Below are 25,959 nucleotides of genomic sequence, written 5' to 3'. Positions count from 1 at the left end.
CGGGAGTCGACGCGTCAGCGGGCGGCCAGGGCGTCGTAGGCCACTCCGGTGGCGGCGGCGTAGACGAGGTGGTGCCACGCGTCGGTGGCGGCCGCCGAGGCTCCATAGCGCGGGGTCGGTGACCCCAGTCCGAGCGCGGGCATGATGACCTGCTCGGACCCGAGGACCGCGACCAGGTGCAGGAGGGAGGCCAGCGGGCCACGTTGCCCGGCCAGGTCGAGCGCACCGCGACCCAGGCCCCAGACGGTGCCGTAGCCCCAGTGCGCGAGAGTGTTGAGCTTCTGCTGCGCGGTGTCGTCGGCGGGCCGCACCCCGGTGACCTCGGTGACCGCCTGCGCGGGAGTCGCGCTCGCACCCCGATCGTTGATCTTCATCTCGACGGTGCTGGACACCGTCATCGCCGCGGTGCCGGCGAGGCCGGAGAGCAGACCGCGACCGACCGCGAGGCTGACGCGGTCGATGAGGCGGGCGGGTCGATGGGTGCTCACAGTCGGAGTCCTCTCGTTCGGGTGGTCCCGACGAGCCCCTGGGTGGAATCGCGGATACGGGAACCGGGTCGGATCGCCGCAGGGCGGGTAGAGCAAACCGCGATGAGGTCCGGCCCGGGCGGCTCGCCGGCGGGCGCGGTGATCCACTTCGATCGCGGGACGCAGTTGTCTTCCGCCGGCGCCCCACGCGAGGTCGAACGGGCTGCCCGGCGTCACCAGCGACCCGACTCGTCCGGCCGTGGCTGCACGTCTCACGGGGGCGGGTTGCGGGTGATCCGCCGAGGGTCAGGCGCGTGCCTGCCAGTCGGTGAGGTTGTACACCGTGACGAGGGTGGCGCCGGCGGTGATGAACCAGGCCAGGGTCCGGCGGTCGCGCAGGATGCCGGTCAGCAGCGGGAGTCCGAGGTAGATCGGCAGGCTGTCGCGCTCGATCCGCCCGTGGAGGGCGAAGGGCACGAGGTGGCGCGCCGCGAGCGGCTGGTCGGTGATCGCGTTGAGCCCGCCCTGGACGAGACCGAACGCGGCGAACACCGCGCGTGCCCGCGAGGGCAGACGAAGCAGGCGCGGGACGATCACGTTGAGCGCCAGGAACCCGTAGTCCAGTGCGCCGTGCAGTTCCGGGGTGATGGGCTTGGGCAGTCGTGCGTCTCGCCGTGTCACGTGCTGTCTCCTGGTGTCGAGGGTGGCGGAGGTCGTGTGTGCGAGCGTCAGGTGAGGCCGTCGAGGGCGACCTTGACCCAGCCGGGCTGCTGTTGGTCGAACACCCGGTAGGCCTCGATGGCGTCGCTGATCGGCTCCTGGCGGGTGAGCACGTTCGACGGGTCGAGCGCGCCGGTGGAGACCATGTCCAGCAGCGGTGGGATCACCGAGCGGTGGGGACAGTTGCCGAGGTGCACGGTGAGGTTGCGGTTCATCGCCGAACCGACGGGAAGGCGTCGACCGGGCGGGTACACCCCCACGCCGATGGTGCCGGCCTTCGCGACGGCGTCCACCACCCAGCGCGCGGCCTGGGACGGGCGGGTCCCGTGCCGCCAGGTGAGCTCGCCGCCCTGCGAGGCCTCGCGCTCGTCCAGCGAGATGCTTCCCGGTCCGTGCCACACGACGGCCTTCGTCAGCCGATCCCCTCCCGTCGGACCACGCCTGGGCCGGCTGAAGGGTGAACCGGTGCGCCGGGCCTACCCGGCTCGGGGGCGTGACCAACCGGCGCCATGGGCTCGCGGACAGCCGGAAGGACTCCAGCGGTGTGGACGGGGTCGGCGCGGGCGGTGCCCGCTCCGGCCCGCGAGCCGCGCATCGTCCGTCGACGGGTGTGCCGGTGCCCCCCGTGCAGGTGGCGCAGCGCCTCCGGGAAGGCCTGGAGCTCCGGCCGTGAGACGAGGCGGCGCCGCATCCCGCGTGCCTCCATGGTCCCCCGGCGGGCCCACAGACGCTGGCACGCCGTGGCGAGCAGTTCGAGCACGTCGGCGTCCGGACCGTTCATGCGGTGGAGGTCGACCACGAGGTGGTGCGCGCCGGCGCCGAGGAGCTTGTCGAGAACACGGTCGAGCCGTTCGACCAGGTCTCCGTCGTTGGTGCCGTCGATCGTCAGGTGTGCTGCGTGACGACTGACCCACATCGTCACGATTCGGGCAGAGCTGTCCATCGGACCTCGCTGAGGTGACGAGACGCTGATGCCTCATCGCCGGCGATTCGACGACTCCAGCCTGGTGGCGCTGCGCCGGGGAGAGTCACGGCGGCGGCGTGCAGGGAGTATAGGTCGCGCCCAACCGGTCGTGCACCTCAGGACACGGGCACTCGGTGGAAGGCACCCGGCCAAGCTGCGGGCCGAGGTCGACGCTCAGGAGGTGCCGCTCTTCTTCTCGTGCTCGCCGGTGAGCCACTCGGCCACCTTGACCAGCTTCATGTTGGTGTGCTGGGAGGACTCGACGAGCATCGAGAACGCCTGTTGCTGGCCGATGCCGAAACGTTCCATCAGGATCCCCTTGGCCTGCCCGATGACGTCGCGATTGTCCAGCGCGAGGTGCAGGCCCTGGACGTGCTGGGCGCCGTGCAGCACGAGCGCGGCCTGGGCGGCGAAGAGCCGCCCGGCGTCGGCGGTGCTCTCGTCGAACACGTGCGGCCGGGCGGCGTAGAGGTTGAGGGCACCGGCGCTGCCGCGCTCGGTGAACAGTTGGAACGACATCAACGACCCGACATCGCGCTCGAGGGCCGCCGGGGCGTACCGGGGCCAGCGGTCGTGGGCCTGGTCCATGTCGTCGACGAGAGTGCGCTGCTCGTACCAGATGGAGTCCAGGCAAGGGCCTTCGCCGAGTTCGTTCTGCAGCTCGTCGAGCTCGCGGACGACCTGGCTGCTGGGGACGTAGGACTGCACCCGGCCGCCGCGCTCGACCAGCGAGATGCCGGCCTGTTCGACGTGCGGGACTGTCTGGACCGCCCCGCGCACCACCAGCCCGAGGGTGTGCTCGACGCCCTCCTCCTCGCCGCGTTCGAGCAGCGCGCGGGCGGCGTCCTCGAGGGTGCGCGCCAGGTCGGCGCCGACGCGCTCGTCGCTCTCCTGGCTGACGTGTTCGCGCTCGTCGCGCTCCTGTGTGGACGACATGCGAAGAGGTTTACCCGCTCAGCGGATAGCCCGACACCGTGCCCATCCCCAGGGGACGTCGCCACGGGACGCGGGGCAGCGGCCGACCGGCGGTCCCGGAACCTGGGCTACGCCGCCTGGTCGAACGTCGTCCCGAGGATCCCGGGCGTCGACCGCCACCTCGCCACCTCGCCGGTGCCGACGTGGAGGAAGGGAAAGCGTGCGCACCGGCCTCGTGGGGTACCAGCTCGCAATCGGGTTGACGCTCCACCGCCCTCGGTCCCTTCCTCGTTCTCTTCCGGCTGGAGTCGATCATCACCACCCCACCGCTCGACTCGGCCGGCTCTCGCGCCGGGCTCCGCCACGACCGTGTCGAGGGGCGAGAGCGATGACCGACGACGCCGGGCGGAGGGGCACGCCGACCGACCTGGCGAGCATGCGCGACGCCGTGGCGCTCGCCCTGCGCGGACCCGATCCCATCGAGGCGGTGCGCATTGTCTGCCGGTCGACCGCGGATGCGTTGCTCGTCGACGGCACCGCGATCTCGACCATCAGCGGCACACGTCACCGCGAGACGCTCTGCGCGAGCGATGACACCGCCGCCGAGCTCGAGGAGCTGCAGTACAGCCTGGGGGAGGGACCCTGCTTCGAGGCGTTCGACCTCGGCGTGCCCGTCCTGCTGCCCGACCTGGACGCCGACGCCGCCGCGCGATGGCCGGTCTACGCCTCCCGGGTCGTCGCACGCTCCCCCGCGCGAGCGGTCTTCGTGTTCCCGCTGAGCTTCGGGTCACTGCGCATCGGCTCTCTGAGCACCTACCGGATCACTCCGACCACCCTCGACCCCGAGGCCCTCGCCGCCGGCAGTGAGCTGGCCCAGACCGCGGCGCTGGTGCTGCTGGGCCTCCAGGACCCTGCCGGCGCCGCGGCCCGTGTCCAGCGTGAGGCCGCGGCGGGACGGCTCGGCGTTCAGGTGATGAGACACGAGGAGGTCCACATGGCCGCCGGGATGGTCGCCGAGCAGCTCCACGTGTCGACGGATGCCGCGTTCGACCGCCTGCGCGGGCACGCGTTCGTCGAGAGCCGGCTGCTCGTCGACGTGGCCTCGGACGTCCTGGCCCACCGGTTGCGTCTCGACCAGGTGGGCTGATCGGGAGCACCACCAGAACGGGACGTGCCAGTCACTGCGCCGTGGGCGGTGGGTAGGGGTTGTCGGCGAGCAGGCGGGCCAGGTGGGCACTGCGGCGGGCGACGGTGTCGATGACCGAGCACATGGCGCTTCGGACAGGTCCTTGTAGGGGGCGATCGCGTGCGCTGCGCTGCGTCCCCGGGCCCCGCAATGATCATCTGCACAGTCTCACTGCGCTGGACGAGACGATCTTCAGTCACGCTGATTTCAACAGTAAGCGTGCCCGAAAGTAGAGGGAGCCATGTCGGAAGATCGCTCCGTAGAGCTGTGACCAGCAGGAAAAGTGCGCCGTCAGGGACTCGAACCCCGAACCCAGTGATTAAGAGTCACTTGCTCTGCCCATTGAGCTAACGGCGCGTGATCAGAACCCTAGCAAAGCTTCGGGACCGATCCGACAGCGGGTCGCCCCTCTGCCGTCCGGGTGAGTGACGGGACTTGAACCCGCGACACCTGGGATCACAACCCAGTGCTCTGCCAACTGAGCTACACCCACCATGGCAACCCCCCGGTCTCCCGGCGAGCCGTCGACAAGCCTACAAGCCGGGCACGAGCCGGTTGCGACCGGGAGCCCCGGGTCCGTCTCACCCGCGCTGTGTGAGGCGTCCGGCGGTCGGGGCCGCGACGGTGGCCGGATGGCCGACCACGATCTCGAGCAGGCCCGGGCCACGATCGCGGTGCCGGACCACGTGCCGTCCCCGTTCGGCGAGCTGCGGTTCTTCGACGGCGTCCCGACCGACGACTCGATCGCGACGATCTACGACATGCTCGACCTCAACCGGGCGATCGAGGTCTACCTCAACACCATCCCGGGCGCGTCGCTCGTGGCGATGCGGCGGGGGTTCCGCAGCGTCGGCGTCGACGGGAACACGGTGCTCGGCTTCACCGCCCCGCGGGCCAACTCGGGGTCGTTCTTCCTCACCCCGAACACCGAGACGACGTACGGCTCGATGTTCCTGGACCTGCGCGACGGCCCGCTCGTGGTGGAGAACCCGCCGAACTCGCTGTGCGTCGTCGATGACTTCTGGTTCCGCTACGTCGCCGACCTCGGCATCGCCGGCCCGGACCGCGGCGCGGGCGGGAGGTACGTCCTGCTGCCGCCCGGCTTCGACGGTCCCGAGCCCGAGGGGTACGTGGCGCTCCGGACGCCCACGATCACCAACTGGCTGATCGTGCGCGCCCTCGGCGGTGTCGACGACATCCGGACGACGCGCGTCTACCCCCTGGCCGCGGCCGACGACCCGCCCGCCATGACCTACGTCGACATGGCGTCGCGGCACTTCAACACCGTCCACGCCAACGACGGGACGTTCTTCGAGGAGATCGACACGCTCGTCCAGGAGGAGCCGCCGGAAGCGCTCGACCCGGAGCGGACCGGGCAGTGCGCGTCCATCGGCATCGTCCACGGCCGGCCGTTCGCGCCCGACGCGCGGATGCGCCGCATCCTCGAGCAGGGCGCGCGGCTCGCGGCCGCCGCGTGCCGCGCCCTGACCTACGCGCCACGCGACCCGGCCGCGTACCTGTACCCGGGCAGCAACTGGCTCGCGGTCTTCCCGAGCGGCAGCTACGAGTTCCTCCGCGACCACGCCCGCCTGCTCGACGCCCGCGCCCAGTTCCACTACGCCGCCACCGTGATCACACCGGCGATGGCGGCGGCCCAGGTCGGCGCCGGGTCGGCCTACTGCTACACCGCGAAGGACGCCGCCGGCGCGTGGCTCGACGGCGCCCGCCACTACCGCCTGCACCTGCCCGCCGGCATCCCCGCGAAGAACTTCTGGTCCGTCGACGTCTACGACACCCAGACCCGCTCGCTGCTCGAGACGGACGACCCCTTCCCCTCGGTGATGAGCCTCGACGAGGCCGTCACCGTCAACGGGGACGGCGGCGCCGACGTCTGGTTCGGTCCGACCGCCCCCGAGGGCCGGGAGGCGAACTGGGTGCAGACCGTCCCCGGCAAGTCCTGGTTCACGATCCTGCGGCTCTACGGCCCGCTCGAGCCGTGGTTCGACGGCAGCTGGCAGCCCGGCGAGATCGAACCCATCTCATCCGGCACGCATGAGGCGTCCTGACGCTCGCGACGGGGAGAGTGGCCGCACGGACCACGCGGACCGAGGGGGAGCCATGCCGGGCGGACAGCCGAACACGGACCCGTTCGAGCGCGCCGACGCCACCTCGAACACCCCCTGGGCCTGGTTCCTCGACCACGACGTCATCGCGCTCTACGGCGGCGGGATCGTCACCCGGTTCCTGGGGACGTTCGAGGAGTTCCCGCCGCGCCGGGAGCCGGCCGGCTTCACGATCGTCCACATGTCCCCCGTCAAGGGCTGACGGTGCTCGACTCCTGGCGCGACGGGCCGGCGCGGCGCGCGATCGAGGACTTCGTCCGGCGGACCACCGACCCCGCGTCGCCGGACTGGATCCCGCCCGAGGAGCGCGTCGCCGTCAGCGACAACGACGGCACGCTGTGGTGCGAGAAGCCGATGCCGATCCAGCTCGACTTCACGGTCCGCCGCCTCGCCGCGCTCGCCCAGGGCGACCCCGGGCTGCGCGAGAAGCAGCCCTACCGCGCGGCCTACGAGCACGACACGGCGTGGTTCGGCGCGGCGATGGTCAAGCACTACCGGGGCGACGACGCCGACCTCGGACTGCTCAAGGCGGCCGTGACCCGCGCGTTCGACGCCATCCCGGTCGACGAGTACCACCTCATGGTGCGCGAGTTCTTCGCCCACGCCGACCACCCCGTGCTGCACCGGCGCTACCGCGACTGCGGGTTCGCGCCGATGGTGGAGCTGCTCGGCTGCCTCGGCGCGAACGGCTACACCGTCTACATCGCCTCGGGCGGCGACCGGGACTTCATGCGCCCGGTCGCCGGCGAGATGTACGGGGTGCCGCCGGAGCGGGTGATCGGCAGTGCGCTCGGGCTCGACTACCGCGACGGCACGCTGCACTACCGCGCCGAGATGGACGTCTTCGACGACGGCCCCGAGAAGCCCGTGCGCATCTGGAGCCGCATCGGGCGGCGCCCGGTGGTCGCGATCGGCAACGCCAACGGCGACCTGCCGATGCTGGAGTTCGCGGGCGGCGACCACCGGGCGCTGCGGCTGGTCGTGCGCCACGACGACGCCGCGCGGGAGGTCGACGACAGCGGGGGAGCGGAGGACCTGCTGGCGCGCGCGGCGGCGGACGGCTGGACGGTCGTCAGCATGCGGGACGACTGGGAGTGCGTCTTCCGTGACTGATCTGCGGCGGCGCGCGGCCGACGGGTACTGCGCGCGCTACCGCCCGCGGCCCGCCGGCCCCAGCCCGCCGACACGGGCATGAGCCACATCGGCTTCCGGTGCGTGCTGCGCGGTCAGGCCCCGGGCGGGGGCGCCTGACCGCCGGCGGGGCCCTTCTCGGTGGCCTCGGCGGCGACGACGCCCGCGCGGTCGTCGGCGACCACCGACGACGCCGCGGCCTGCGCCTCCTCGGAGCTCGGGCCCGGCATCGGCACGAACGCCGTGCGCCGGTAGTACTCGAGCTCGCGGATCGACTCGCGGACGTCGGCGAGCGCGCGGTGCGCCAGGCCCTTCTCGGGCTGCGCGTAGTAGATGCGCGGGTACCAGCGCCGGCACAGCTCCTTGATCGAGCTGACGTCGACCATGCGGTAGTGCAGGTAGCCGTCGAGCTCGGGCATGTCGCGGGCGATGAAGCCGCGGTCGGTGGCGATCGAGTTGCCGCACAGCGGGGCCGAGCGGCCCTCGGGAACGTGCTCGCGGATGTAGTCGAGCACCAGCTTCTCGGCCTCGGCCATCGTCACCGTCGAGCGGCGCACCTCGTCGGTCAGGCCCGACTTGGCGTGCATGTCGCGCACGACGTCCGGCATGTTGTCGAGGGACTCGTCGGACGCGTGGATGACGACGTCCACCCCCTCGCCGAACGGGACGAGGTCCGCGTCGGTCACCAGGGCGGCGATCTCGATCAGCGCGTCGTTCCGCAGATCGAGGCCGGTCATCTCGCAGTCGATCCACACCAGCCGGGCACTCACGGACCCGACCTTAACGGCGCACCACCGATCGGGCCCCTCGGCCGTCGATCACGAACGGCGCCAGCAGCCCCGGGGTGACGTCGTCGACCAGCGCGAGCGCACGGGCGACGTCGACGTCGAGCACCTCGTAGCGCCCGCGACCGGCGGCGGTGACCGCGTGCAGCGTCACCAGCCCCGCGCGGCGCTGCATGAGCGTCTGCTCGATCCGCCAGCCGATCACCCCGCCGCGGCGCAGCACCACCGTCCGGCGCGTCCACGCGCCCTGCCGGGAGACGAGGTGCGCCGCGGTGAGCGCGTGACCCAGCGAGCGGACGCGGTCGAGCGCGAGCAGCGCGGCCCCGATGAGCAGCAGGGGCACGACGACGCCGTCGGCCGGCGCCTGGGGCAGCGCGAGCAGCACAACGGCGACGACGAGCGCCGGGCCGAGCGCGCGGGTGACGCGACGCCGGACCGCGGCCCGCGGGTGGCGCACGAGTGGGGTGCGCGTGGCGTCGTCCTCGCCGACCCCCAGCACGCCCGCGGCCACCCGGTGGGCCTCGCGGCGGGGCATGGCGGGGCCGACCGCGCCGACGTGCTCGCCGGAGCCGTCGGAGTGCAGGCCGGTGGTCAGGGCGAGCGGGCGCGCACCGCGCCCCAGGCGCAGCAGCAGCGGCTCGTCGACCTCGACGCCGCGCACGCGCCGACCCTCCAGCGAGAGCGTCCGGCGGGTGAGCAGGCCGCGCCGCACCACGAGCCCGCCGTCGCCGGCCCGCGTGAGGCGGTAGCCCCACCAGCCCTCGACGAACACCACGGCCGCCCCGAGGACGGCGGTGACGACCAGCGCCGCGGCGCCGAGCCAGATCGGGGCGCGGCCCGCGGTCTCCTCGAACACCTGCCGGCCCGGGCGCAGCGAGAACTCCTCGGCCAGGCGCAGCAGCCCGAACCACACCGCGCCGACGACGGCGAGCGCCGAGAACGTCAGCGGCGCGAAACGCACCCAGGACCAGCGCAGACGCGCCAGCACGGGGGCCGCGGGCGCACCGGGCAGGGCCTCGCCGAGCAGCAGCGCGCGCAGGCGTTCGGCCTCGGCGCGGTCGACGGCGTCGAGGGTCAGCTCGGCGTCGTCGCCGCCCTCGCGGCGGCCGGTGCCCACCCGCACCACCGCGAGCCCGAAGAGGCGGTGCGCCGGGTTGGCGGTGAGGTCGGCGGTGCGGATGCGGTCGCGGTGCACCGAGTGGTGGTGGCGGCGGAGCAGGCCGGTGCGCAGCTCGACGCGGTCGTCGCCGATGCGGTAGCTCGTCGTGAACCAGCGCGAGACCCCGAACGCCAGCACCGCCGCGGCGAGCGCGAGCCCGCCCCAGAGCCGCCACCGGTCGTCGGCCGACCCGCCGGTGATCGCGATGACCAGCAGCACCGGCACCAGCTTGGCCAGGTCGACCACGGGGTGGACGACGAGCATGCGGCGGTCGAGGCGCAGCCAGTCGCCGGCGGCGGTGCTCACGTCGCGTCCCCACCGAGGTGCTCGGTGGCGCGGGTGAGCCGGTCGGCGAGGGCCACGGCGTCGTCGGCCGCCAGCCCGTCGATCGTCAGGGCGCCCGACGAGGACGCCGTCGTCACCGTCACCGACGACAGCCCGAACGCGCGCTGCAGCGGCCCGCGGTCGGTGTCGACGGTCTGGACGCGCGAGATCGGGGCGATCCGCCACTCCAGGCGCAGCCAGCCGGTCAGCGTGTGGACGGCGTCGTCGGTGATCTCCCACCGGTGCAGCGCGAAGCGCATCCGCGGCACCACGACCAGGTGGGCGACGCCGACGACGACCGTCAGCACACCGGTGACCAGCATCAGCTGCGCGAAGTCCGGGAAGAACCCGGCGACCGCGACCTGGGGGACGAGCGCCACGAGCGTGCCGAGCGCCGAGCGCAGCGCCCACCAGTGCTTCGCGCGCGGGCTCACGCGATGCGCCGGCGTGCGCAGGCGGGGTTCGCCCGTTCCCGGCGTCGTCACCGGACCAGTCTGCCCAACATCACGACGCCGAGGAGCCGAGCTCCTTCTTGAGGATCTTCCCGGTGTTGTTGCGCGGCAGCTCGTCGAGGAACTCGACGTCGCGCGGCGAGGCGAAGCGGGCGAGGTTGTTCTTCACGTGGTCGCGCACGCTGTCGGCGTCGACCGACGCACCCGGCTCGAGCACGAGGTAGGCGGCGAGGCGCTGGCCGTACTCCTCGTCGTCGACGCCGACGACCGCGGCCTCCTTGACCCCGTCCATGTCGGCGAGCAGGCCCTCGACCTCGCCGGCGTGGATGTTCTCGCCGCCCGAGACGATCATGTCGTCGGCGCGGCCGGAGATGAACAGCAGGCCGGCGCGGTCGAAGTGCCCGAGGTCGCCGGTGCCGAGCATCCCGTCGACGAGCTCGGTCTCGCCGCGGCCGCCGGTGTAACCGGTGAAGAGCATCTCGTTGCCGACGAAGATGCGTCCGGTCTCGTCGGCGGCGACCTCGCGGTCGTCGTCGCCGAGGATCTTCACGACGGTGCCGGCGGGCGGGCGGCCCGCGGTGCCGGGCTCGCTGCGCAGCTCCTCGGGCTTGGCGATCGAGGCCCACGAGACCTCGGTGGAGCCGTAGAGCATGTAGAGCTTCTCGCCGAAGGTCTCGAGGAACTCGGTGACCTTCGCGGGCGGCATCGCCGAGCCGGTGGCCGTGACGGTGCGCAGCGCGGAGACGTCGTAGCGGGCGATGACCTCCTCGTCGAGCTCGAGGATGCGCTGCAGCATCACCGGGACCGCGAACATCGACGTGCAGCGGTGCTGGGCGATCTGGGCGAGCGCGTCCTCGGGGTCGAACTTGCGTCGCAGCACGAGCGTCGAGCCCATCAGCGAGCCGATCTGGAACGCCGCGAAGCCCCACGTGTGGAACAGCGGCGCGGACACCAGCGCGGGCTCGCGGGCGGTCAGCGGGATGCGGGAGAGGATCGCGTTGACCGGCCCGATCCCGCCGATCGAGGGCCGCTCGGCGCCCTTGGGCGTGCCGGTGGTGCCCGAGGTCAGCACGATCGTCTTGCCGATCGGGGGCTTGGTGGGCAGGGCCTGCGAGCCGTCTGCGCTGATGAGGCCCTCGAGGGTGTCGTCGCCCCAGCAGCCGGTGCCCTCGGTCCAGCCGTAGACGCGCTTGACGTCGGCGGGAACCTCGTCGAGGCGGTCGGCGAGGTCGGAGTCGACGACGACCGTCGAGATCCCCTGCTCCTGCGCGACGGCCTTCATCTGGGCCGGCGAGAGCCCGGTGTTGAGCAGGACGACGTCGGCGCCGAGCTTGCTCACCGCGAGGATCGTCTCGATCGGGCCGCGGTGGTTGCGGCACAGCACCGCGACGCGGCTGCCGGGGCCGACACGGCGGTCGGCGAGGGCGCGCGCGAGCCGGTCGGTGCGCTCGTGGATCTCGCGGAACGTCACCGTGCCGCGGTCGTCGATGATCGCGACGCGGTCGGGGTGGCGCCAGCGCGAGACGACGTAGGCGGTGGTCGGCGTGAAGCCGTAGCGGTAGAGCGCCGTCGGGAACAGCGCCGCCCGGTGCGGCGCGACCGGGGTGATGACCCCGGCTCCGGTCAGCAGCCGCAGCCCGGTCGCGAGCTCGGTGGGGGTGCCGAACGGGGTCTTCACCAGTGCACTCCAGGGAGAAGTCGGGCCATGGCCTGGGCGCCACGCGAGAGCGGGCCCGTGTCGAGCGTGCGCGCGTCGTCGTGGCTGTCCGGAGCACTACCCTCACGGGCCGCCGCTGACTCCGGGAACACGCGGTACGCGATGTGCATGACGCCGTCCTTGATCTGCGGCGTCAGCGCGCCGGCGACCGCGCCGAGCGTGCCCAGCAGCGTCCCGACGTGCTTCGGACGATCGATCAGCGCGTGCAGCACCTTGTCCGCCGCCTCCTCGGGGGAGTCGGTGGGGAAGGCGTCGTAGATGCGCGTCGGGGCGATCATCGGCGTGCGCACGAGGGGCATGTGGACGGTCGTGAACGTGACGCCCTCGCCGAGCGTCTCGGTGGCGACGATCGAGGTCCAGGCGTCGAGCGCGGCCTTGCTCGCGACGTAGGCGGAGAAGCGGGGCGGGCCGGTCTGGACGCCGATCGACGAGATGTTGACGACGTGGCCGAACCGGCGCTCGAGCATGTGCGGCAGCAGCGCGAGCGTCAGCCGCACGGCGCCGAAGTAATTGATCGACATGGTGCGCTCGAAGTCGTGGAAGCGCTCGAGCTCGAGGCGCACGCCGCGGCGGATCGAGCGCCCGGCGTTGTTGACGAGCATGTCGATGCCGGTGTCCGGCCCGGAGTGGTCGCCCAGCATGGCCTTGACCAGCGCGTCCACCGACTCGGCGTCGGTGATGTCGCACGAGTACACCCAGGCCTGGCCGCCGTCGCGCTCGATCTGGTCCTTGACCTGCTCGAGCTCCTCGGTGCGGCGGGCCACGAGCAGCGGCACCCCGCCGGCCCGCGCGACCTTCAGGGCCGTCTCGCGCCCGATCCCCGACGACGCGCCGGTGATGACGACCCGGCGGCCCTGCAGCGCGCCGCCCTCGCGGGGACGGCGGTGGCGGTTCGGGTCGAGGTGCTCGCGCCACCACGCGACGAGGGCGGGCGCGTAGTCCTCGATCTCGGGGCTCTTCAGACCGGACCCGGCGAGTGCCTGTTCCGTCTTCTCCGCGGTGAAGCGCGTCGGGAACGTGAGGTGGGGGAGCACCTCGGGCGGGATGTCGAGCTCGGCGAGGGCGATGTCGCGGGTGGCGGCGAGCGCCGGGACCGTCCCGGCCGCCCGGGTGGCCTTCTTGAGCAGCCCGCCGACCGCGTCCGGCATCGTCGCGAGCACCTGCGGGGCGCCCAGCGCGCGGGCCAGCGCGTTGTAGACCTCGGAGAGCGGCTGCGGGCGCGGGTGCACGAGGTGGAACGCGCGTCCGTCGAGGCCGGGCTCGTGGACGAGGTGCACCATCGCGTCGGCGACGAAGTCGACCGGGACGACGTTGGTGGCGCCGAGCTCGGGGATGGCGAGGCGCAGCGCGCCCAGCCAATTGTTCGGGGCAAGGCGTCCGAGCAGCGAGATCGCGGTCAGCAGGTAGTACGGGCCGTCGACCTTGTCCATCTCGCCGGTCTGCGAGTCGCCGACGACCACGGCGGGCCGGTACACCCGCCACGGGGTGGTCGATTCCTCGCGGACGATGCGCTCGGCCTCGTACTTGGTGCGGTGGTACGGGTTGCCGAAGCGCTGCCCGACGTCGAGGTCGTCCTCGGTGAACGTGCCCTCGTACTCGCCGGCGACGGCGACCGAGGAGACGTGGTGGAGGTGCTCCGCGTCGATGCGGCTCGCCAGCTCCACGACCCCGCGCGTGCCGTCGACGTTCGCGGTGCGGTTGGTGTCGTCGTCGGCGGTGATGTCGTAGACGGCGCCGAGGTGCAGGACGTGGTCGACGCGGCCCCGCAGCCCGTCGATCTCCGCGTCGTGCAGGCCGAGCCGGGGCGCGGTGAGGTCGCCGACGACGGGCACGACCTTCTCGTGCCCCGGGGTGTCGGCGAGGCGACGCAGCAGCCGATCACGGGAGCCCGCGCGCACCAGCGCGTAGACCGCCTCGCAGTCGTCGCGCGCCAGGAGCCTCGTCAGCACCATCCGACCCAGGAACCCGGTACCGCCGGTCACCAGATACCGCATGGCGCAGGATCGTGGCACAGGCCACGGGAAGGCGCCTACCGGCGGGTCACCTCTCGGGATCCGCCATCTCGTCGACCTGCTCCTCCACGTCGTCGCCCGCGGCCTTCACCTGCTCGGTGGTCTTCTGCTCGCCGGGCTTCGCCGGGTCGAGACCCTCGACCAGCGCCTCCTCGTCGTTGTACTCCGCGACGTAGCGCTGCTCGATGTCCGCGGCCTCGTGGCGCTGCTCGCTCATGCCGCACGACGGTAGGGGGTAGGAAGGCGGGGTGCCGGACGACGTGTGGGACCTCCCCGCCGACCAGCAGCGCGCGCTGCGCCAGGCCGACGGCCTCGGGTTCCGCGCGCCGATGCTGGCGACGCTGTCGAAGGAGCACCCGCCGGGAGCGGGGTGGGTGTTCGAGCGCAAGCTCGACGGCGTCCGCGTCATCGCCACGCGTGAGCAGGGCAAGGCGCCGCGGCTGTGGTCGCGCAACCAGAAGTCGATGGACGGGAGCTACCCGGAGATCGTCGAGGCGCTCGCCGACCAGGGCCCCGACCGGTTCGTCCTGGACGGCGAGATCACCGCCGTCGACGGGACGTTCTCGAGCCTGCAGGCGCGCATGCACCTGCAGGATCCGAACCGCGCGCGCCGCACGGGCGTCGAGATCGAGGCGCACCTGTTCGACATCCTCGTGCTCGACGAGATCGACGTGACGCGGCTGCCGCAGTCGACGCGGCACCGGATCCTCGACGCGGTGGTGTCGTTCGACGCGCCGCTGTACCGCAGCCCCGCGCTCGAGGGGGACCCGTCGGCGCTCCTGGACGAGGCGTGCCGCGACGGCTGGGAGGGGCTGATCGCCAAGCGCAGCGACGCCCCGTACGTCGTCGGCGGGCGCAGCCGCGACTGGCTCAAGCTCAAGTGCGTCCGCGACCAGGAGTTCGTCATCGGCGGCTGGACCGACCCGTCCGGCTCGCGGCGCGGGCTCGGGGCGCTGCTCGTCGGGTACTGGGCCGGCGGGGAGCTGCGCTACGCCGGCAAGGTCGGCACGGGCTACGACGCGGCGACGCTGACGATGCTGCGCGACCGCCTCGACGGCCTCGCGGCCGACGAGAGCCCGTTCGTCGACGCCGTGCGGGAGAAGGGGCAGCACTGGGTGCGCCCGGAGCTCGTGTGCGCGGTCGGCTTCGGGGAGTGGACGACCGACGGTCGCCTGCGCCACCCGCGCTACCAGGGCCTGCGCATCGACAAGGACCCCGCCGACGTCGTGCGGGAGCAGTGAACACGTTCCTCGCGCGCTGGTCGGCGGCGCACGGCGGCATCGAGCCGTCGGGGCTGGTGCTGGGGTGGCTGCGGGTGGTCTACGTGCTCGTGGGTCCGCTCGCGCGCCGGCGGGTGCCGCCGTGGGTGCTGACGGCGCTGTCGGGCCTCTGCGGGCTCGCGGTGCCGCTGTGGGTGCTGGCCGGGCTCCCGCTGGTCGGGGCGGTGTTCGCCGTGCTGTGCGCGCTGCTCGACGGGCTGGACGGGGCCGTCGCGGTGCTCACCGACACGGTGACGGCGTGGGGCAGGGTGCTCGACCCGCTCGTCGACCGGGTCGGCGACGTGGCGTTCCTCGTGGCGCTGGTGCTCGCGGGCGCGCCGGGGTGGCTCGCGGTCGGGGTGGGGACGCTGACCCTGCTCCAGGAGTCGGTACGCGCGTCGGCGCGCCTGCCCGACGTGGGCGTGGTCAGCGTGTGGGAGCGGCCGTCGCGCGTGATCGTGACGGCGCTGGGCCTGGTCGGCGTCGTCGTGAGCCCGGCGCTGCCGGTGGCGACGATCGCGGTGGTGGTCGCCGCCGTGCTGGCGGTCGTCGGCTTCGTCCAGGTGCTCGTGACGGTGTTCCGCCGCCTACGTGCGTGATCTTCTGAGCTATGGTTCAGAAGATCACGCACGTGTGAGGAGGCGGGCGGTGATCTCGGCGGAGAGGGTGACGAGGGGGAGGCCGCCGCCGGGGTGGGCGGAGCCGCCGACGAGGTAGAGACCGTCCACCGGGGAGCGGTTGGCGGGGCGCAGGAACGCCGCGAGCGGGCCGTCCGACGACGTGCCGTAGATCGACCCGCCGGGCGAGAGCGTCTCGCGCTCCAGGTCCGCCGGTGTGCGGACGACGTACTCGCGGATCCGGTCGCGCACGTCCACGCCGCGCTCCGCCATGAGCGCGAGGATGCGGTCGGCGTACCGCTGCGCCAGCCCCGGCGCGTCCCAGTCGACCCCGCGCCCCGGCTCGTGGCGCGGGGCGGTGACCAGCACGAACCACGTCTCGCTGTCGTCGTCCGGGCGCAGCGCCGGGTCGTCGGGCGCGTGCACGTACACCGCCGGCGCCGCCGCCGGCGTGCCCTGCCGGTACGCGTCGAACTCCGCGTCGTACGCCGCCCGCGACGGGGGGAAGAGCACGCGGTGGTGCGGCCCCGCGGAACCAGCGGGTTCCCGCCCCGCCAGCCCGAGCAGCAGCACGAACCCCGACGACGACGGCGTCGTGCGCGCCAGGCGCCGGGCCGACGCGCGGTGGGGGAGCATGCCGCCGGGCCCGTAGACGGTGGCCGCGTCGGCGTTGGCGACGACGACGTCGGCGCCGATCCGCTCGCCACCCGTCAGCCGCACCCCGCGGACCCGGTCCCCGTGCACCTCGACCGACGCCACCCGCGCGCCCGTCCGGATCGCCACCCCGAGCGCCCGGCACCGCTGCGCGAGGACCTCCGCCAGCCGCCGTAGCCCGCCGGGCACGTACCAGGAGCCGAACTCCTGCTCGACGTACGGCACCACCGCGAGCGCGGCCGGCGCGCGCCGCGGGTCGGAGCCCGAATAGGTGGCGTAGCGGTCGAGCAGCATGCCGAGGCGCTCGTCGCGCAGGTACCGCGCGCCGACCCCGCGCAGGCTCCGCCACGGCGCGACGGCCAGGAGGTCGCGCACGCGCAGCGACAGGCGCGCGAGCCCGGCGGGTGAGACCGGCGACTCCAGGAAGTGCTCGTGGGTGGCGTGCCAGACGCGCTCGGCGTGGTCGAGGAACCCCGCCCACTGCTCGCCCGCCCCGGCGCCCAGGGCGTCGTCGAGCGCGTCCGGGATGTCGGGCCGCGAGCCGGGCAGGTCCAGCACGGTCCCGTCCCCGAACCGGTACCGCGCCGCGACGTCGAGCCGCTGCAGGTCGAGCACGTCGCGCAGCGGTGCGCCGGTGTCGGCGAACAGGCGCTCCAGCACCGGCGGCATGGTCACCAGCGACGGACCGATGTCGAAGCGGAATCCGCCGACCTCGACCGTCCCGAGCTTGCCGCCGACCCGCTCGGCCTGCTCCAGCACGGTGACGTCGTGCCCGGCGGCCGCGAGCCGCGCGGCGGCGGCGAGCCCGCCGAGGCCCGCGCCGACGACGACGGTCGTGGTCACGCCGCGACCGGCGTCACCGGCCGGCCGCGCCAGCGCAGCGTGCCGGCGCGGCGGGCCCGCCAGGAGTCGGCGGTCAGCGCCGCCAGCGCCAGCACCGAGACCGGGTGCGCGACGCCGTCCAGCGGCCGCGCGCCGGTGCGCCGCGCCGCGAGCACCCGGCTCGCCACGCCCGCGAGGTAGCCCGCGAGCCCGACGGGAGAGCCGCCCAGCGCCGCCACCGCGGGCACCACGAACACGAGACCGAGCAGCCCGATCACCGCCGCCGCGCGCGGGCGGGTCCCGAACGCCGCCCACAGCGACTTCGTGTAGCCCGCGCGCAGCTCGGACGCCCCCGCGTACATGCGACAGGAGGCGACGCCGGTGCCGTCGGCGACGACACCCCGGAAGCCGTGACGCTTCAGGGAACGCAGCAGCGCGAGGTCGTCGAGCACCGCGTCGCAGGGATGGCCGCCGGCGGCCCGGTAGGCCCGGGCGTCGACCGCCAGCAGTTGCCCGTTCGCCGCGGTGAGCGTGGGCCGCGGCGAGCGTTCGGCCACCCCGAGCGGCAGCGTCGCGAGCCACGACCACGCCAGCAGCGGCTGCACCAGCCGCTCCGCGGCGGTGACGGCGACCTGGCGCGGGTGCGGGCTGACGAGGTCGAGGCCGCTGCGGCGCAGCAGGTCGGCGGTGGCGGCGAGCCCGTGCGGCGCGATGCGGACGTCGGCGTCGACGAAGACGAGCACGTCCGCGTCGGTGGCCGCGGCGAGCTGCGCGCACGCCCACGGCTTGGCGAGCCACCCCGGCGGCGGCCCGGTGCCGTCGAGGACGCGCACCCCGGCGGCGCGGGCCCGCGCGGCCGTCGCGTCGGTGGACCCGTCGTCGAGCACCAGGATCTCGGCCGGCACGGGCCAGCCGGCGACGGCGTCGCGCAGCGCGCGCACGCAGCCGCCGATCTGGTCCTCCTCGTCGCGGGCGGGCACGAGCACGGCGACCCGCTCGCGCGGCGGGGCGGCGGCGGGGTCCGGGGTCCGCAGGCGGCGCAGGTTGTCGACGGTCAGGGCGAGCGAGGCCAGCGCGAGGGCCGAGCCGATGAGGACCGGTGCCCTCACGCCGCGACCCGGTCCGGCGCCGGGCGGGGGACGGGCCGGCTGCCGTGGCGGCGCAGGACGACGATCAGCGGCACGCCGACCAGGCCCATGAGCACCCCGCCGACGAGCGCGACCGTCGGGCGTCCGAAGAACACCGCGGCGGCCATCGTCGAGGACAGGAACGTCCAGAGCCACAGGGTCAGGGGCAGGTGGTCGTCGGTGGCCGGCCGGGTCGGCATGACGCGGTCGAGCAGGGCGACCATGACCAGCGCGACGAGCAGCCACCCGGCGAAGTTCGAGACCGGGATGCCGGGCACGCCGGGCAGCGCGGGCGTCGGGTCGAGCCAGTACCAGTTGCCCGCGTCGACCATCTGCGGGTCGAGGAAGACGTCCCAGCTGGCCAGCGCCCACGCGCCGAGGACGGTCGTGGCGCCGCGCCCGCGACCGAGCGCGGCCGCGAGCCGCCGCCCGGCGACCAGCGCGGGGTAGGACATCATCGTCCAGGCCGCCGGCACCACCAGCGGCACGCCGAGCAGCGAGAACCCGAGCGCGTCGGTGTAGCGGTACTCCCCGAACGGCAGGCCCGTCGCGAGCCCGACGGCCTCGATCACCAGCCCGCCGCCCCCGGCGACGACGACCAGCCCGGCGGCCGCGCCGGGCCCGCGGGTGAGCAGCGCGTGGCTCACCGACGCCAGCGCGAAGAGCACGACCGAGACGACGGTCAGCGTCGGGGTCCCGCCGCCGGTCAGCGGAAACGCGATCTGGACGCCCACGGCGCCGGCGCCGAGCACCCACGGGACGAGCTGCGGGCGGGGGAGCGCGGCGAAGTAGGAGCGGGCGGGGGCGAGGGCGGTCATCGCCCGGCTCCCGCGAGGACGGGCGCCGGCGAAGCGGCGGGTGCCGACGGCGTGCGCCGGCGGCGGTCGAGCGCGTCCGTCGCCGCCCACCCGACCAGCAGCAGGACGTGCAGCACGAACAGCCACAGCGCCACCGCGACCGTCGCGCCGACCACGTCGAGCCCGCCGAACGGGATGCCCAGGTCGATCGGCAGGGCGAGGAACAGCAGGAAGCCCTGCAGGAAGCCGGCGAGCACCGCGGCGGTCCCGAACGCCCCGAGCAGCGTCGCCCGCCACGACGGCCCGCCCGGCGCGACCACCCGGAACCCCCAGGTGATGACGACGCCGAGCGCGACGAACGAGACGTGGAAGGCGACGACGATCCACCCGAGCGTGCCGCCGACGCCGCCGGTGCGGGCGAGGTCGCCCAGCAGCGGGGCGCTCGTGAACACCCCGAGCGCGAGCACCGGGACAGCGAGCACGAGCGGCAGCAGGGCGAGGCGGGCGCGCCAGCCGGTGAAGCGGTCGTCGCGCGGGGAGAGGCGCAGGCAGGCGCGGCGCAGGCCCTCGCCGTAGAAGGTCGCGGGCAGGACCGTGATCAGCGCGCCCCACGCGCCGAGGCCGAGCCCGGCGCGCACGAGGGCGTCCCACACCGGGCGCGCGCCCATCTCCGGCGGGACGAGCAGGCGCAGGTCGGCGAGGTGCGCCGCGACGGTGGCCGGGGAGCTGATCAGCGCCGCACCCCACACGGCGAGCAGCAGCCAGGGGACGACCCCGAGCCCGGCGAAATAGGTCAGGCCGGCCGCGACCGCGGCGAGGTCGCGCCCGCGCAGGGTCGACGCCACGTCCCGGGCGATCTCGACCGGTGCGCGGGTCGACAGGCGGTGAGGCACCGGCCGGGCGTACCCGCCCTCGGTGCCGCACAACCGGTCACGCCGACCTCACACGAACGACGATATCGGGGAGGGACCGATGAATCCTGCGCTCGTACCGAGTCGTACCGGGTGAGGGCGGGGAGAGGCCCCGCCACGTCGTCGGGAGGCCTCATGAGCCCGCGACAGCGCACCGCCGTGCTCCTGCTCGCGTCGGTGACCTCGCTGATGGGCGCGCTGGACACGCTGGTCGTGTCCACCGCCCTGACCACCATCCGCCACGACCTCGGCGCGGGCGTCGAGTCGCTGGAGTGGACGGTCAACGCCTACAACCTCACCCTCGCCGTGCTGCTCGTGCCGGCCGCCGCGCTCGGCGACCGCTTCGGGCGCCGGCGGGGCTTCGTCGTCGGCCTGGTGATCTTCACGGTCGCGTCGGCGGGGTGCGCGCTCGCCCCGGACGTCGGGACGCTCGTCGTCGCCCGCGCCGTGCAGGGCGTCGGCGCCGCGGCGGTCACGTCGCTCGCGCTGACGCTGGTCGCCGCCGCCTACCCGCCCGCGCAGCGCGGCCGGGCGCTCGGGATCCTCGAGGGCGTCACCGGGCTCGCGGTGCTCGCCGGGCCCGGGCTCGGCGGCGTCGTCACCGACCTCGTCGGCTGGGAGTTCGTGTTCTGGCTGAACGTGCCGATCGGCCTGGTCGTCGTGCCGCTGGCACTCGCGGTCGTCCCGGAGTCGCGCGGCGGCGACACCACCCTGGACACCCCCGGCGTCGTCCTGCTCGCGGGCGCCGCGCTCGGCGTCGTGTGGGCGCTGTCGCGGGGGAACGTCGCCGGGTGGGCGTCGGTCGAGGTGCTCGGGTCGTTCGCCATCTCGGCGGCGCTCGCCCTCGCGTTCGTGGGACGCCAGCGGCGGGCGCGGACGCCGCTGCTGCCCGGACGCCTCGTGCGCGCACCGGGGTTCGTCGCCGGCAACCTCGCCACCGCCGCCCTGTTCGTCTCCGTGTTCGGCGGGCTGTTCTTCTTCAGCCAGCTCCTCGCGGTCGGCCTGGGGTTCTCGCCGCTGCAGACCGGGCTCGGGCTGATGGCGTGGACGTCGTCGCTGGTCGTGCTGGGGCCGCTCGGCGGGATGCTGGCCGACCGGATCGGCAACCGGATCCCGCTCGCCGGCGGGCTGGCGCTGACGGCGGCGGGGACGGCGTGGGTGGCGGTCGCGGCGCCGGGGCTGTCGTACGGCGAGCTCGTGCCCGGGTTCGTCGTCGCCAGCATCGGCGGCTCGCTGGCCATGCCGGCCGCGGCGAACGCCGTGCTCGGCGGGCTCGGCCCCGACGACGTCGGCAAGGCCGCCGGCGTCAACAGCACGCTGCGCGAGCTCGGCGGCGTCCTCGGGCTCGCGGTGCTGGTCGCGGTGTTCGCGCCCCACGGCGGGTACGCGGGCCCGGCCGACTTCGTCGCCGGGTTCGTGCCGGCGATCTGGGTGTGCACGGCGATCGTCGCGGCCGGGGCGGTGGCCGGGGCGTGCGTGCCGGGTCCCCGGCCGGTGGTCGCGCCGGCGCCTCAGGGGTGCCGCGCGTAGGCGTCGACCAGGCAGTACAGGCCGTACGCGGCGAAGCCGACGCCGGCGACGACCAGGACGACGGTGCCGAGGGTGTGGTCGGCGAGCGCGCGCAGCGCGACGTCGAGGCCTCCGACCTCGCCCGGGTCGTCGTCGGCGACGGCCTCGAGCGCGAGCACGCCGACGGCGCCGAAGACGACCGCGCGGGTGAGGTTGCCGACCCCGCCGAGCCAGCGGGCGGCGAGGCGCAGACCGGGGGTGAGCTTCTCGGGGACGAGGTCGCCGAGGAAGGTCGCGGCGACGCCGGTGAACGCGGTGGAGACCGCGGTGACGAGGACGACCACCGCGGCGAGGAGCACGAGCAGCCGCCCGTAGGGCAGGGCGAAGGTCTCGTGCGCGACGACCTGCAGCTCGGAGGCGTTGTCGGTGGGCGACACGGTGACGCGCACGGCGAAGTAGGCGACGCCGCCGACCCCGAGGGCCTTCGCGAACGCCCCGATGCGCTTGCGCCAGCGCAGGCCGCGTTCCTCGACCCAGCGGAACCCGACCGCGCAGGCGCGCAGCTGCCAGACCGCGAAGGTCACCAGGCACACCGTCGCCAGCGCGAGCAGGAACCGGCCGACGAGGCCGCCGTGGGCGACGATCGCGACGGCGCCGCGCTGGTCGACCGGCGAGCGCTCGCCCGACATCGCGATGGCGACGGCGAGCCAGCCCAGCAGCAGGTGCACGACGCCGTACGCGCCGAGGCCGAGGCGGCCGAGCACCTCCGACCAGTGACCGGGGGCGTCGTGCTCGTCGCGGTGCCAGTCGGGGTCGGGGGCGCCGGGGAGGCCGCGGGTCCCCTCGTCCCGGGCCGGAGCGGTCCCCGGCAGCAGCCACACACCCCCTGCTTACTCCTTGTGGGCGAGCGCAGCAGGGTGACGCGGCGTGATGTCAGCCGGCCGTGAGCGGGGCGCCGCCCGGGCTCGTGCGCTCGACCGCCGGCCAGCCGGTGTCGTGCGCCCGCTCGGCGGCCTCGGCGCGCCCGCCGCCGCGCAGCCCGAACAGGCGCTTCGCGACGAGCAGGTAGGCGACGACGGCGAGGTTGACCACCAGCGCGACGATCTTCGTCGGCGTCGGCCCGTGGCTGATCTCCCAGACCTCCGGCACGAGCAGCACGGTGGTGGCGACGAAGGTCAGGTACTCGGCCCAGCGGCGGGCGTACCAGAGACCGACGGCCTCGACGGTCTCGAGCGCGGCGTAGGCGAGCAGGCCGGCGGCGAGCCAGTAGAGCGTGGACTCGGGGACGTCGAAGGCCCGCTCGACCTCGACGAGCAGCGTCGGCCCGCCGTGCCCCACCGGCCCGCCGACCGCGCCCTGCAGCACCGCGACGATCTGCCCGGCGACCGGTCCCCACGCCGCGCGGTAGGCGGCGAACAGCAGCACGGCGGTGCCGAGCAGGGTGAGGCCGACGACGTGCACCGCGCGGTCGAGGGCGATGAGGCGCAGCACGAAGCGGTCGCGCAGCGGGCGCCCGCGCAGCGGCACCTCGATCTCGTCGGGCGCCGGGACGGTGCCGCGGGTGGGGTGGTCCGGCGTCGGGCCGGGCTCCCACGCGTCGCAGCGCAGGCACCGGTACCAGCGCTGCCCCTCGTGGTCCTGGCGGACGAGCTGCGCGTCCTGGGCACGCACCGTGGCCGCGTCGGTGCCGACGAGCGCGTGCCCGTGCAGCGAGCAGCCCAGGAGCTCGTAGCGCAGCCTCACGCGGGGCGATGCTAGGCGGGCACGGTGCCGAGCGGGGAGGGGAGCGCGGCGAGCACGTCCTCCGGGGTGACGGCGAGCAGGGCGGGGTCGGGGTCGTCGGCGAAGCGCTCGCCGCGGCGGACGGTGTCGTCGCCGAGGACGACGTGCGGACCCCCCGGCGGCGGCCCCCACTGCGTGGGCGGGACGGGCCCGAAGAGGGTCACCGAGGGGGTGCCGAACGCCGTGGCGACGTGGCTGACACCGGTGTCCCCGGCGAGGACGAGCGACGCGGCGGCGACGAGGTCGAGCAGGCCGGCGAGGTCGGTGCGCCCGCCGAGGTCGGCGTCGGGCGGCAGGCCGGCGCGCGCGACCACCTCGGCGGTCAGGCGCCGCTCGTCGTCGGAGCCGGTGACGACCACCGCGTGCCCCTGGGCCTGCAGGACGGCCGCGCACACCGCGAACCGCGCGGCGGGCCAGCGTTTCGACCCGTACGCGGCGCCGGGGTGCACGACGACCGGCCCGCCGGTGACCGCGCGCCGGCCGGGCAGGCGGAGGTCGTCGGCGTCGGCGTCGGTGACGAGCCCGGCGGCGACGAGCAGGTCGCACCACCGGCGGCGCTCGGGCCGCGCCGGGTCGTCGACCCACGGGGGACCGTCCCAGCCGGGCGCCGCGTGCCCGATCCGGCGCCGCGGCGCCAGCGCCTCCAACCGCGCGTGGCTCTCCGGCCCCTTCCCGTGGAGGTTGACCGCCACATCAGTACGTGCGTGATCTTCTGAGCCATAGCTCAGAAGATCACGCACATGGGTGTCCACCGCCCCGATCCGGGAGACCACCGGGGCCAGGGCGTCCGGGGCGACGAGGACGATCTCGTGCTCCGGGAGCGCCCGGCGCAGCGCGCGCAGCGCGGGCACCGCGACGAGCAGGTCACCGAGGCCGAGGTCGCGCAGGACGACGGCGGTCGGCGAGCTCACCGCGTCACCGCCTCACCGCGCGTCGCCGAGCCCCTCGCGGAGCTGGACGAGCGTCTTCGCGAGCAGGCGCGAGACGTGCATCTGCGAGATGCCGACCTGCTCGGCGATCTGCGACTGGGTCATGTTGCCGAAGAAGCGCAGCTTGATGATCGTGCGCTCGCGCTGCGGCAGCTTCTCGAGCAGCGGGGCCAGCGACTGCTGGTACTCGACCTGCTCGAGCGCCGCGTCGGCCTCGCCGAGCAGGTCGGACACGGTGCCGGAGTCCGGGTCGTCGACGAGCATCTCGTCGAGCGAGCCGCTGCGGTAGGCGTTCGACGCCTCCAGGGCCTCGAGCACCTCCTCCTTGCCGATGCCCAGGTGCTCGGCGAGCTCGGCGGCGTTCGGCGCGCGGCCCAGCGTCTGCGACATCTGCGACATCGCCGCCGACAGCGTGACGTTGAGGTCCTTGAGCCGGCGCGGCACCCGCATCGACCAGGCCTGGTCGCGGAAGTGCCGGCGCACCTCGCCGGTGATCGTCGGCACCGCGTAGGACAGGAAGTCGGTGCCGCGCTCCGGGTCGTAGCGGTCGACGGCGTTGATCAGCCCGAGGGTCGCGACCTGCTCGAGGTCCTCCTCGGGCTCCCCGCGCCGCGAGAAGCGGCGCGCGATGTGCTGGGCCACCGGCAGGTGCCCGCGCACCAGCTCGTCGCGCAGCCGCAGCCGCTCCGGCGAGCCGGGCTCGAGCGCGGCGTGCTCGGCGAGCTTGGGCATGAGGTGGTCGTACTCGCCCCGCGAGCCCGAACGCTTGCCGTTGCGGCCCTGCCGCTCGCCGTCGGTCCGGGTGGTGTCGTCCTTCGCCGTCTCGGCACCGTCGGCGGTCGTGTCACCGGTCGCGCCGGCGGTGTCGGTCATGGCGTGGATCGAGCTCACATCCGTGGTGTCGGGAGCGGAGGCTGAGGAAGGAGGCGGCGTCACGAGCCCGCGGACCCGGACCGGCGGTCGGCCAGCAGGGCGACCGCGGCCCCGTCACCGATGGGCTCGGCGGTGCCGGTGTCGGGCAGCACGTCCTCGAGCGGGACGTCGGTGGTGCGCTCGACGATCACCCGCAGCGCCAGGCGGTGCGCCTCCCCGGAGCTCGACGGCGCCTCGGCGAGGACGCGCACGTCGTCGGCGAGCACCGACAGCACCCGCCACGCGAACGTGTCGGTCGGCAGCGTCGTCGGACCGGTCGTCAGCACCGACGCGGTCATGGTGATCCGGTCGTCGTCGACGGTGAACGTGACGGTCAGCTTCGTCCCGGGCCGGGCGAGCGCGGCGAGGCACGTGCACGCCTCGTCGACCGCGAGCCGGAGGTCGTCGACGCTGTCGAGCGGGAACTCCGAGCGTGCCGCGAGGTCGCCGGCGACGGTGCGCACCGTGACGAGCGCCTCCGGCACGGGCAGGACGCGCACTTCGACGTCACGCGGCGCACCCGGTCCCCGGTCATCGGGTGGCTGGGGGCGGATCAACGGGGGTTCCTCCAGGTCGGTCACGCCCGAGGTGGGCGTCGGACGGACCGGCGAGGCTCCGGTCTCCCGGCGTGTACCCGGGCCCCTGACCCACAAACCGAGCCCCAGGTCAGGCTCACGCTCTGCGG

The 25,959-nt window shown here is 74.3% G+C and carries 27 protein-coding genes and 2 tRNA genes; 8 read left to right on the top strand and 21 right to left on the bottom strand.

What is annotated here, in order from left to right:
* Positions 1 to 14 precede the first annotated feature (14 nt).
* The 3 genes from WCD58_RS20580 to WCD58_RS20570 form a co-directional block, all read right to left on the bottom strand.
* On the bottom strand, positions 15 to 488 hold the full coding sequence (locus WCD58_RS20580) for a hypothetical protein (protein WP_337704937.1): 474 nt from the start codon (positions 486 to 488) through the stop codon (positions 15 to 17).
* Between the two features lie 285 nt (positions 489 to 773).
* The gene (locus WCD58_RS20575) at positions 774 to 1,148 is read right to left on the bottom strand and encodes a hypothetical protein (RefSeq protein WP_337704936.1); all 375 of its coding nucleotides are present in this window, start codon (positions 1,146 to 1,148) and stop codon (positions 774 to 776) included.
* A 47-nt stretch (positions 1,149 to 1,195) separates the two neighbouring features.
* Positions 1,196 to 1,588 (bottom strand): MDR/zinc-dependent alcohol dehydrogenase-like family protein, encoded by a 393-nt coding sequence (locus tag WCD58_RS20570; RefSeq protein WP_337704935.1) that lies wholly within the window; start codon positions 1,586 to 1,588, stop codon positions 1,196 to 1,198.
* Positions 1,589 to 1,971: 383 nt separating this feature from the next.
* Between WCD58_RS20570 and WCD58_RS20565 the strand changes: the two genes are divergently transcribed.
* The gene (locus tag WCD58_RS20565) at positions 1,972 to 2,148 is read left to right on the top strand and encodes a hypothetical protein (protein WP_337704934.1); all 177 of its coding nucleotides are present in this window, start codon (positions 1,972 to 1,974) and stop codon (positions 2,146 to 2,148) included.
* A gap of 177 nt (positions 2,149 to 2,325) precedes the next feature.
* Here WCD58_RS20565 and WCD58_RS20560 read toward each other — a convergent pair whose 3' ends face one another.
* Positions 2,326 to 3,087 carry a GAF and ANTAR domain-containing protein gene (locus WCD58_RS20560; protein ID WP_337704933.1) on the bottom strand — a complete coding sequence of 254 codons (762 nt, stop codon included), beginning with the start codon at positions 3,085 to 3,087 and terminating at the stop codon, positions 2,326 to 2,328.
* Between the two features lie 367 nt (positions 3,088 to 3,454).
* Here WCD58_RS20560 and WCD58_RS20555 point away from each other — a divergent pair, with 367 nt between their 5' ends.
* On the top strand, positions 3,455 to 4,213 hold the full coding sequence (locus tag WCD58_RS20555; protein WP_337704932.1) for a GAF domain-containing protein: 759 nt from the start codon (positions 3,455 to 3,457) through the stop codon (positions 4,211 to 4,213).
* Between the two features lie 323 nt (positions 4,214 to 4,536).
* On the opposite strand, the gene WCD58_RS20550 is transcribed toward WCD58_RS20555, so the two are convergent.
* Positions 4,537 to 4,609 (bottom strand) — tRNA-Lys (locus WCD58_RS20550).
* A 63-nt stretch (positions 4,610 to 4,672) separates the two neighbouring features.
* Positions 4,673 to 4,745, bottom strand: a tRNA-His gene (locus tag WCD58_RS20545).
* A gap of 139 nt (positions 4,746 to 4,884) precedes the next feature.
* On the opposite strand from WCD58_RS20545, the gene WCD58_RS20540 reads away from it, so the two are divergent.
* Genes WCD58_RS20540 through WCD58_RS20530 form a run of 3 tightly spaced genes read left to right on the top strand, consistent with a single transcriptional unit; the run spans position 4,885 to position 7,488 of the window.
* Positions 4,885 to 6,318 carry a DUF1254 domain-containing protein gene (locus tag WCD58_RS20540; protein ID WP_337704931.1) on the top strand — a complete coding sequence of 478 codons (1,434 nt, stop codon included), beginning with the start codon at positions 4,885 to 4,887 and terminating at the stop codon, positions 6,316 to 6,318.
* A gap of 52 nt (positions 6,319 to 6,370) precedes the next feature.
* Positions 6,371 to 6,577 (top strand): hypothetical protein, encoded by a 207-nt coding sequence (locus WCD58_RS20535; protein WP_337704930.1) that lies wholly within the window; start codon positions 6,371 to 6,373, stop codon positions 6,575 to 6,577.
* Between the two features lie 2 nt (positions 6,578 to 6,579).
* The gene (locus WCD58_RS20530) at positions 6,580 to 7,488 is read left to right on the top strand and encodes an HAD family hydrolase (RefSeq protein ID WP_337704929.1); all 909 of its coding nucleotides are present in this window, start codon (positions 6,580 to 6,582) and stop codon (positions 7,486 to 7,488) included.
* Between the two features lie 113 nt (positions 7,489 to 7,601).
* Here WCD58_RS20530 and orn read toward each other — a convergent pair whose 3' ends face one another.
* Genes orn through WCD58_RS20500 form a run of 6 tightly spaced genes read right to left on the bottom strand, consistent with a single transcriptional unit; the run spans position 7,602 to position 14,172 of the window.
* Positions 7,602 to 8,276 carry an oligoribonuclease gene (gene orn / locus WCD58_RS20525; protein ID WP_337704928.1) on the bottom strand — a complete coding sequence of 225 codons (675 nt, stop codon included), beginning with the start codon at positions 8,274 to 8,276 and terminating at the stop codon, positions 7,602 to 7,604.
* A gap of 10 nt (positions 8,277 to 8,286) precedes the next feature.
* Positions 8,287 to 9,756: a PH domain-containing protein gene (locus WCD58_RS20520; protein ID WP_337704927.1), complete on the bottom strand. Its 1,470-nt coding sequence runs from the start codon at positions 9,754 to 9,756 to the stop codon at positions 8,287 to 8,289.
* Complete coding sequence (locus WCD58_RS20515) at positions 9,753 to 10,259, bottom strand: PH domain-containing protein (protein ID WP_337704926.1); 507 nt, start codon at positions 10,257 to 10,259, stop codon at positions 9,753 to 9,755. The genes WCD58_RS20520 and WCD58_RS20515 overlap by 4 nt, the downstream gene beginning before the upstream one ends.
* A 19-nt stretch (positions 10,260 to 10,278) precedes the next feature.
* Positions 10,279 to 11,904, bottom strand: a complete 1,626-nt coding sequence (locus tag WCD58_RS20510) for an AMP-binding protein (protein ID WP_337704925.1) — start codon at positions 11,902 to 11,904, stop codon at positions 10,279 to 10,281.
* On the bottom strand, positions 11,901 to 13,937 hold the full coding sequence (locus WCD58_RS20505; protein ID WP_337704924.1) for an SDR family oxidoreductase: 2,037 nt from the start codon (positions 13,935 to 13,937) through the stop codon (positions 11,901 to 11,903). The genes WCD58_RS20510 and WCD58_RS20505 overlap by 4 nt, the downstream gene beginning before the upstream one ends.
* A 46-nt stretch (positions 13,938 to 13,983) precedes the next feature.
* On the bottom strand, positions 13,984 to 14,172 hold the full coding sequence (locus tag WCD58_RS20500; RefSeq protein ID WP_337704923.1) for a hypothetical protein: 189 nt from the start codon (positions 14,170 to 14,172) through the stop codon (positions 13,984 to 13,986).
* Between the two features lie 31 nt (positions 14,173 to 14,203).
* Between WCD58_RS20500 and ligD the strand changes: the two genes are divergently transcribed.
* On the top strand, positions 14,204 to 15,196 hold the full coding sequence (gene ligD, locus WCD58_RS20495) for a non-homologous end-joining DNA ligase (RefSeq protein WP_337704922.1): 993 nt from the start codon (positions 14,204 to 14,206) through the stop codon (positions 15,194 to 15,196).
* The gene (locus WCD58_RS20490) at positions 15,193 to 15,813 is read left to right on the top strand and encodes a CDP-alcohol phosphatidyltransferase family protein (RefSeq protein WP_337704921.1); all 621 of its coding nucleotides are present in this window, start codon (positions 15,193 to 15,195) and stop codon (positions 15,811 to 15,813) included. Before ligD ends, WCD58_RS20490 begins: the two co-directional genes overlap by 4 nt.
* Before the next feature lie 24 nt (positions 15,814 to 15,837).
* Here WCD58_RS20490 and WCD58_RS20485 read toward each other — a convergent pair whose 3' ends face one another.
* The 4 genes from WCD58_RS20485 to WCD58_RS20470 are packed head-to-tail and all read right to left on the bottom strand — an operon-like array spanning position 15,838 to position 20,124.
* The gene (locus WCD58_RS20485) at positions 15,838 to 17,328 is read right to left on the bottom strand and encodes a phytoene desaturase family protein (protein ID WP_337704920.1); all 1,491 of its coding nucleotides are present in this window, start codon (positions 17,326 to 17,328) and stop codon (positions 15,838 to 15,840) included.
* Positions 17,325 to 18,416 carry a glycosyltransferase family 2 protein gene (locus tag WCD58_RS20480; RefSeq protein ID WP_337704919.1) on the bottom strand — a complete coding sequence of 364 codons (1,092 nt, stop codon included), beginning with the start codon at positions 18,414 to 18,416 and terminating at the stop codon, positions 17,325 to 17,327. The genes WCD58_RS20485 and WCD58_RS20480 overlap by 4 nt, the downstream gene beginning before the upstream one ends.
* The gene (locus WCD58_RS20475) at positions 18,413 to 19,252 is read right to left on the bottom strand and encodes a carotenoid biosynthesis protein (protein ID WP_337704918.1); all 840 of its coding nucleotides are present in this window, start codon (positions 19,250 to 19,252) and stop codon (positions 18,413 to 18,415) included. Before WCD58_RS20475 ends, WCD58_RS20480 begins: the two co-directional genes overlap by 4 nt.
* Positions 19,249 to 20,124, bottom strand: a complete 876-nt coding sequence (locus tag WCD58_RS20470) for a YhjD/YihY/BrkB family envelope integrity protein (protein WP_337704917.1) — start codon at positions 20,122 to 20,124, stop codon at positions 19,249 to 19,251. Before WCD58_RS20470 ends, WCD58_RS20475 begins: the two co-directional genes overlap by 4 nt.
* 153 nt (positions 20,125 to 20,277) lie before the next feature.
* On the opposite strand from WCD58_RS20470, the gene WCD58_RS20465 reads away from it, so the two are divergent.
* The gene (locus WCD58_RS20465) at positions 20,278 to 21,672 is read left to right on the top strand and encodes an MFS transporter (protein WP_337704916.1); all 1,395 of its coding nucleotides are present in this window, start codon (positions 20,278 to 20,280) and stop codon (positions 21,670 to 21,672) included.
* On the opposite strand, the gene WCD58_RS20460 is transcribed toward WCD58_RS20465, so the two are convergent.
* The 5 genes from WCD58_RS20460 to WCD58_RS20440 all read right to left on the bottom strand — a co-directional run bounded on the left by WCD58_RS20460 (position 21,654) and on the right by WCD58_RS20440 (position 25,774).
* The gene (locus WCD58_RS20460; protein ID WP_337704915.1) at positions 21,654 to 22,532 is read right to left on the bottom strand and encodes a DUF1206 domain-containing protein; all 879 of its coding nucleotides are present in this window, start codon (positions 22,530 to 22,532) and stop codon (positions 21,654 to 21,656) included. The two genes, WCD58_RS20465 and WCD58_RS20460, sit on opposite strands and share 19 nt — an antisense overlap.
* Before the next feature lie 52 nt (positions 22,533 to 22,584).
* On the bottom strand, positions 22,585 to 23,394 hold the full coding sequence (locus WCD58_RS20455; RefSeq protein ID WP_337704914.1) for a DUF2127 domain-containing protein: 810 nt from the start codon (positions 23,392 to 23,394) through the stop codon (positions 22,585 to 22,587).
* Positions 23,395 to 23,405: 11 nt separating this feature from the next.
* Positions 23,406 to 24,344 carry a glycosyltransferase family 9 protein gene (locus WCD58_RS20450; protein ID WP_337704913.1) on the bottom strand — a complete coding sequence of 313 codons (939 nt, stop codon included), beginning with the start codon at positions 24,342 to 24,344 and terminating at the stop codon, positions 23,406 to 23,408.
* Positions 24,345 to 24,356: 12 nt separating this feature from the next.
* Entirely contained in the window at positions 24,357 to 25,094 is a 738-nt protein-coding gene (locus tag WCD58_RS20445; RefSeq protein ID WP_337705203.1) for a SigB/SigF/SigG family RNA polymerase sigma factor, read from the bottom strand.
* A 200-nt stretch (positions 25,095 to 25,294) separates the two neighbouring features.
* Positions 25,295 to 25,774: an ATP-binding protein gene (locus WCD58_RS20440; protein ID WP_337704912.1), complete on the bottom strand. Its 480-nt coding sequence runs from the start codon at positions 25,772 to 25,774 to the stop codon at positions 25,295 to 25,297.
* Positions 25,775 to 25,959 lie beyond the last annotated feature (185 nt).

Origin of the sequence: Actinomycetospora flava (genome assembly GCF_037400335.1) — a bacterium.
Lineage (GTDB): Bacteria > Actinomycetota > Actinomycetes > Mycobacteriales > Pseudonocardiaceae > Actinomycetospora > Actinomycetospora flava.
The sequence above is the reverse complement of the archived record's forward strand: the minus strand, read 5'-3'. Positions and strand labels throughout refer to the sequence as shown.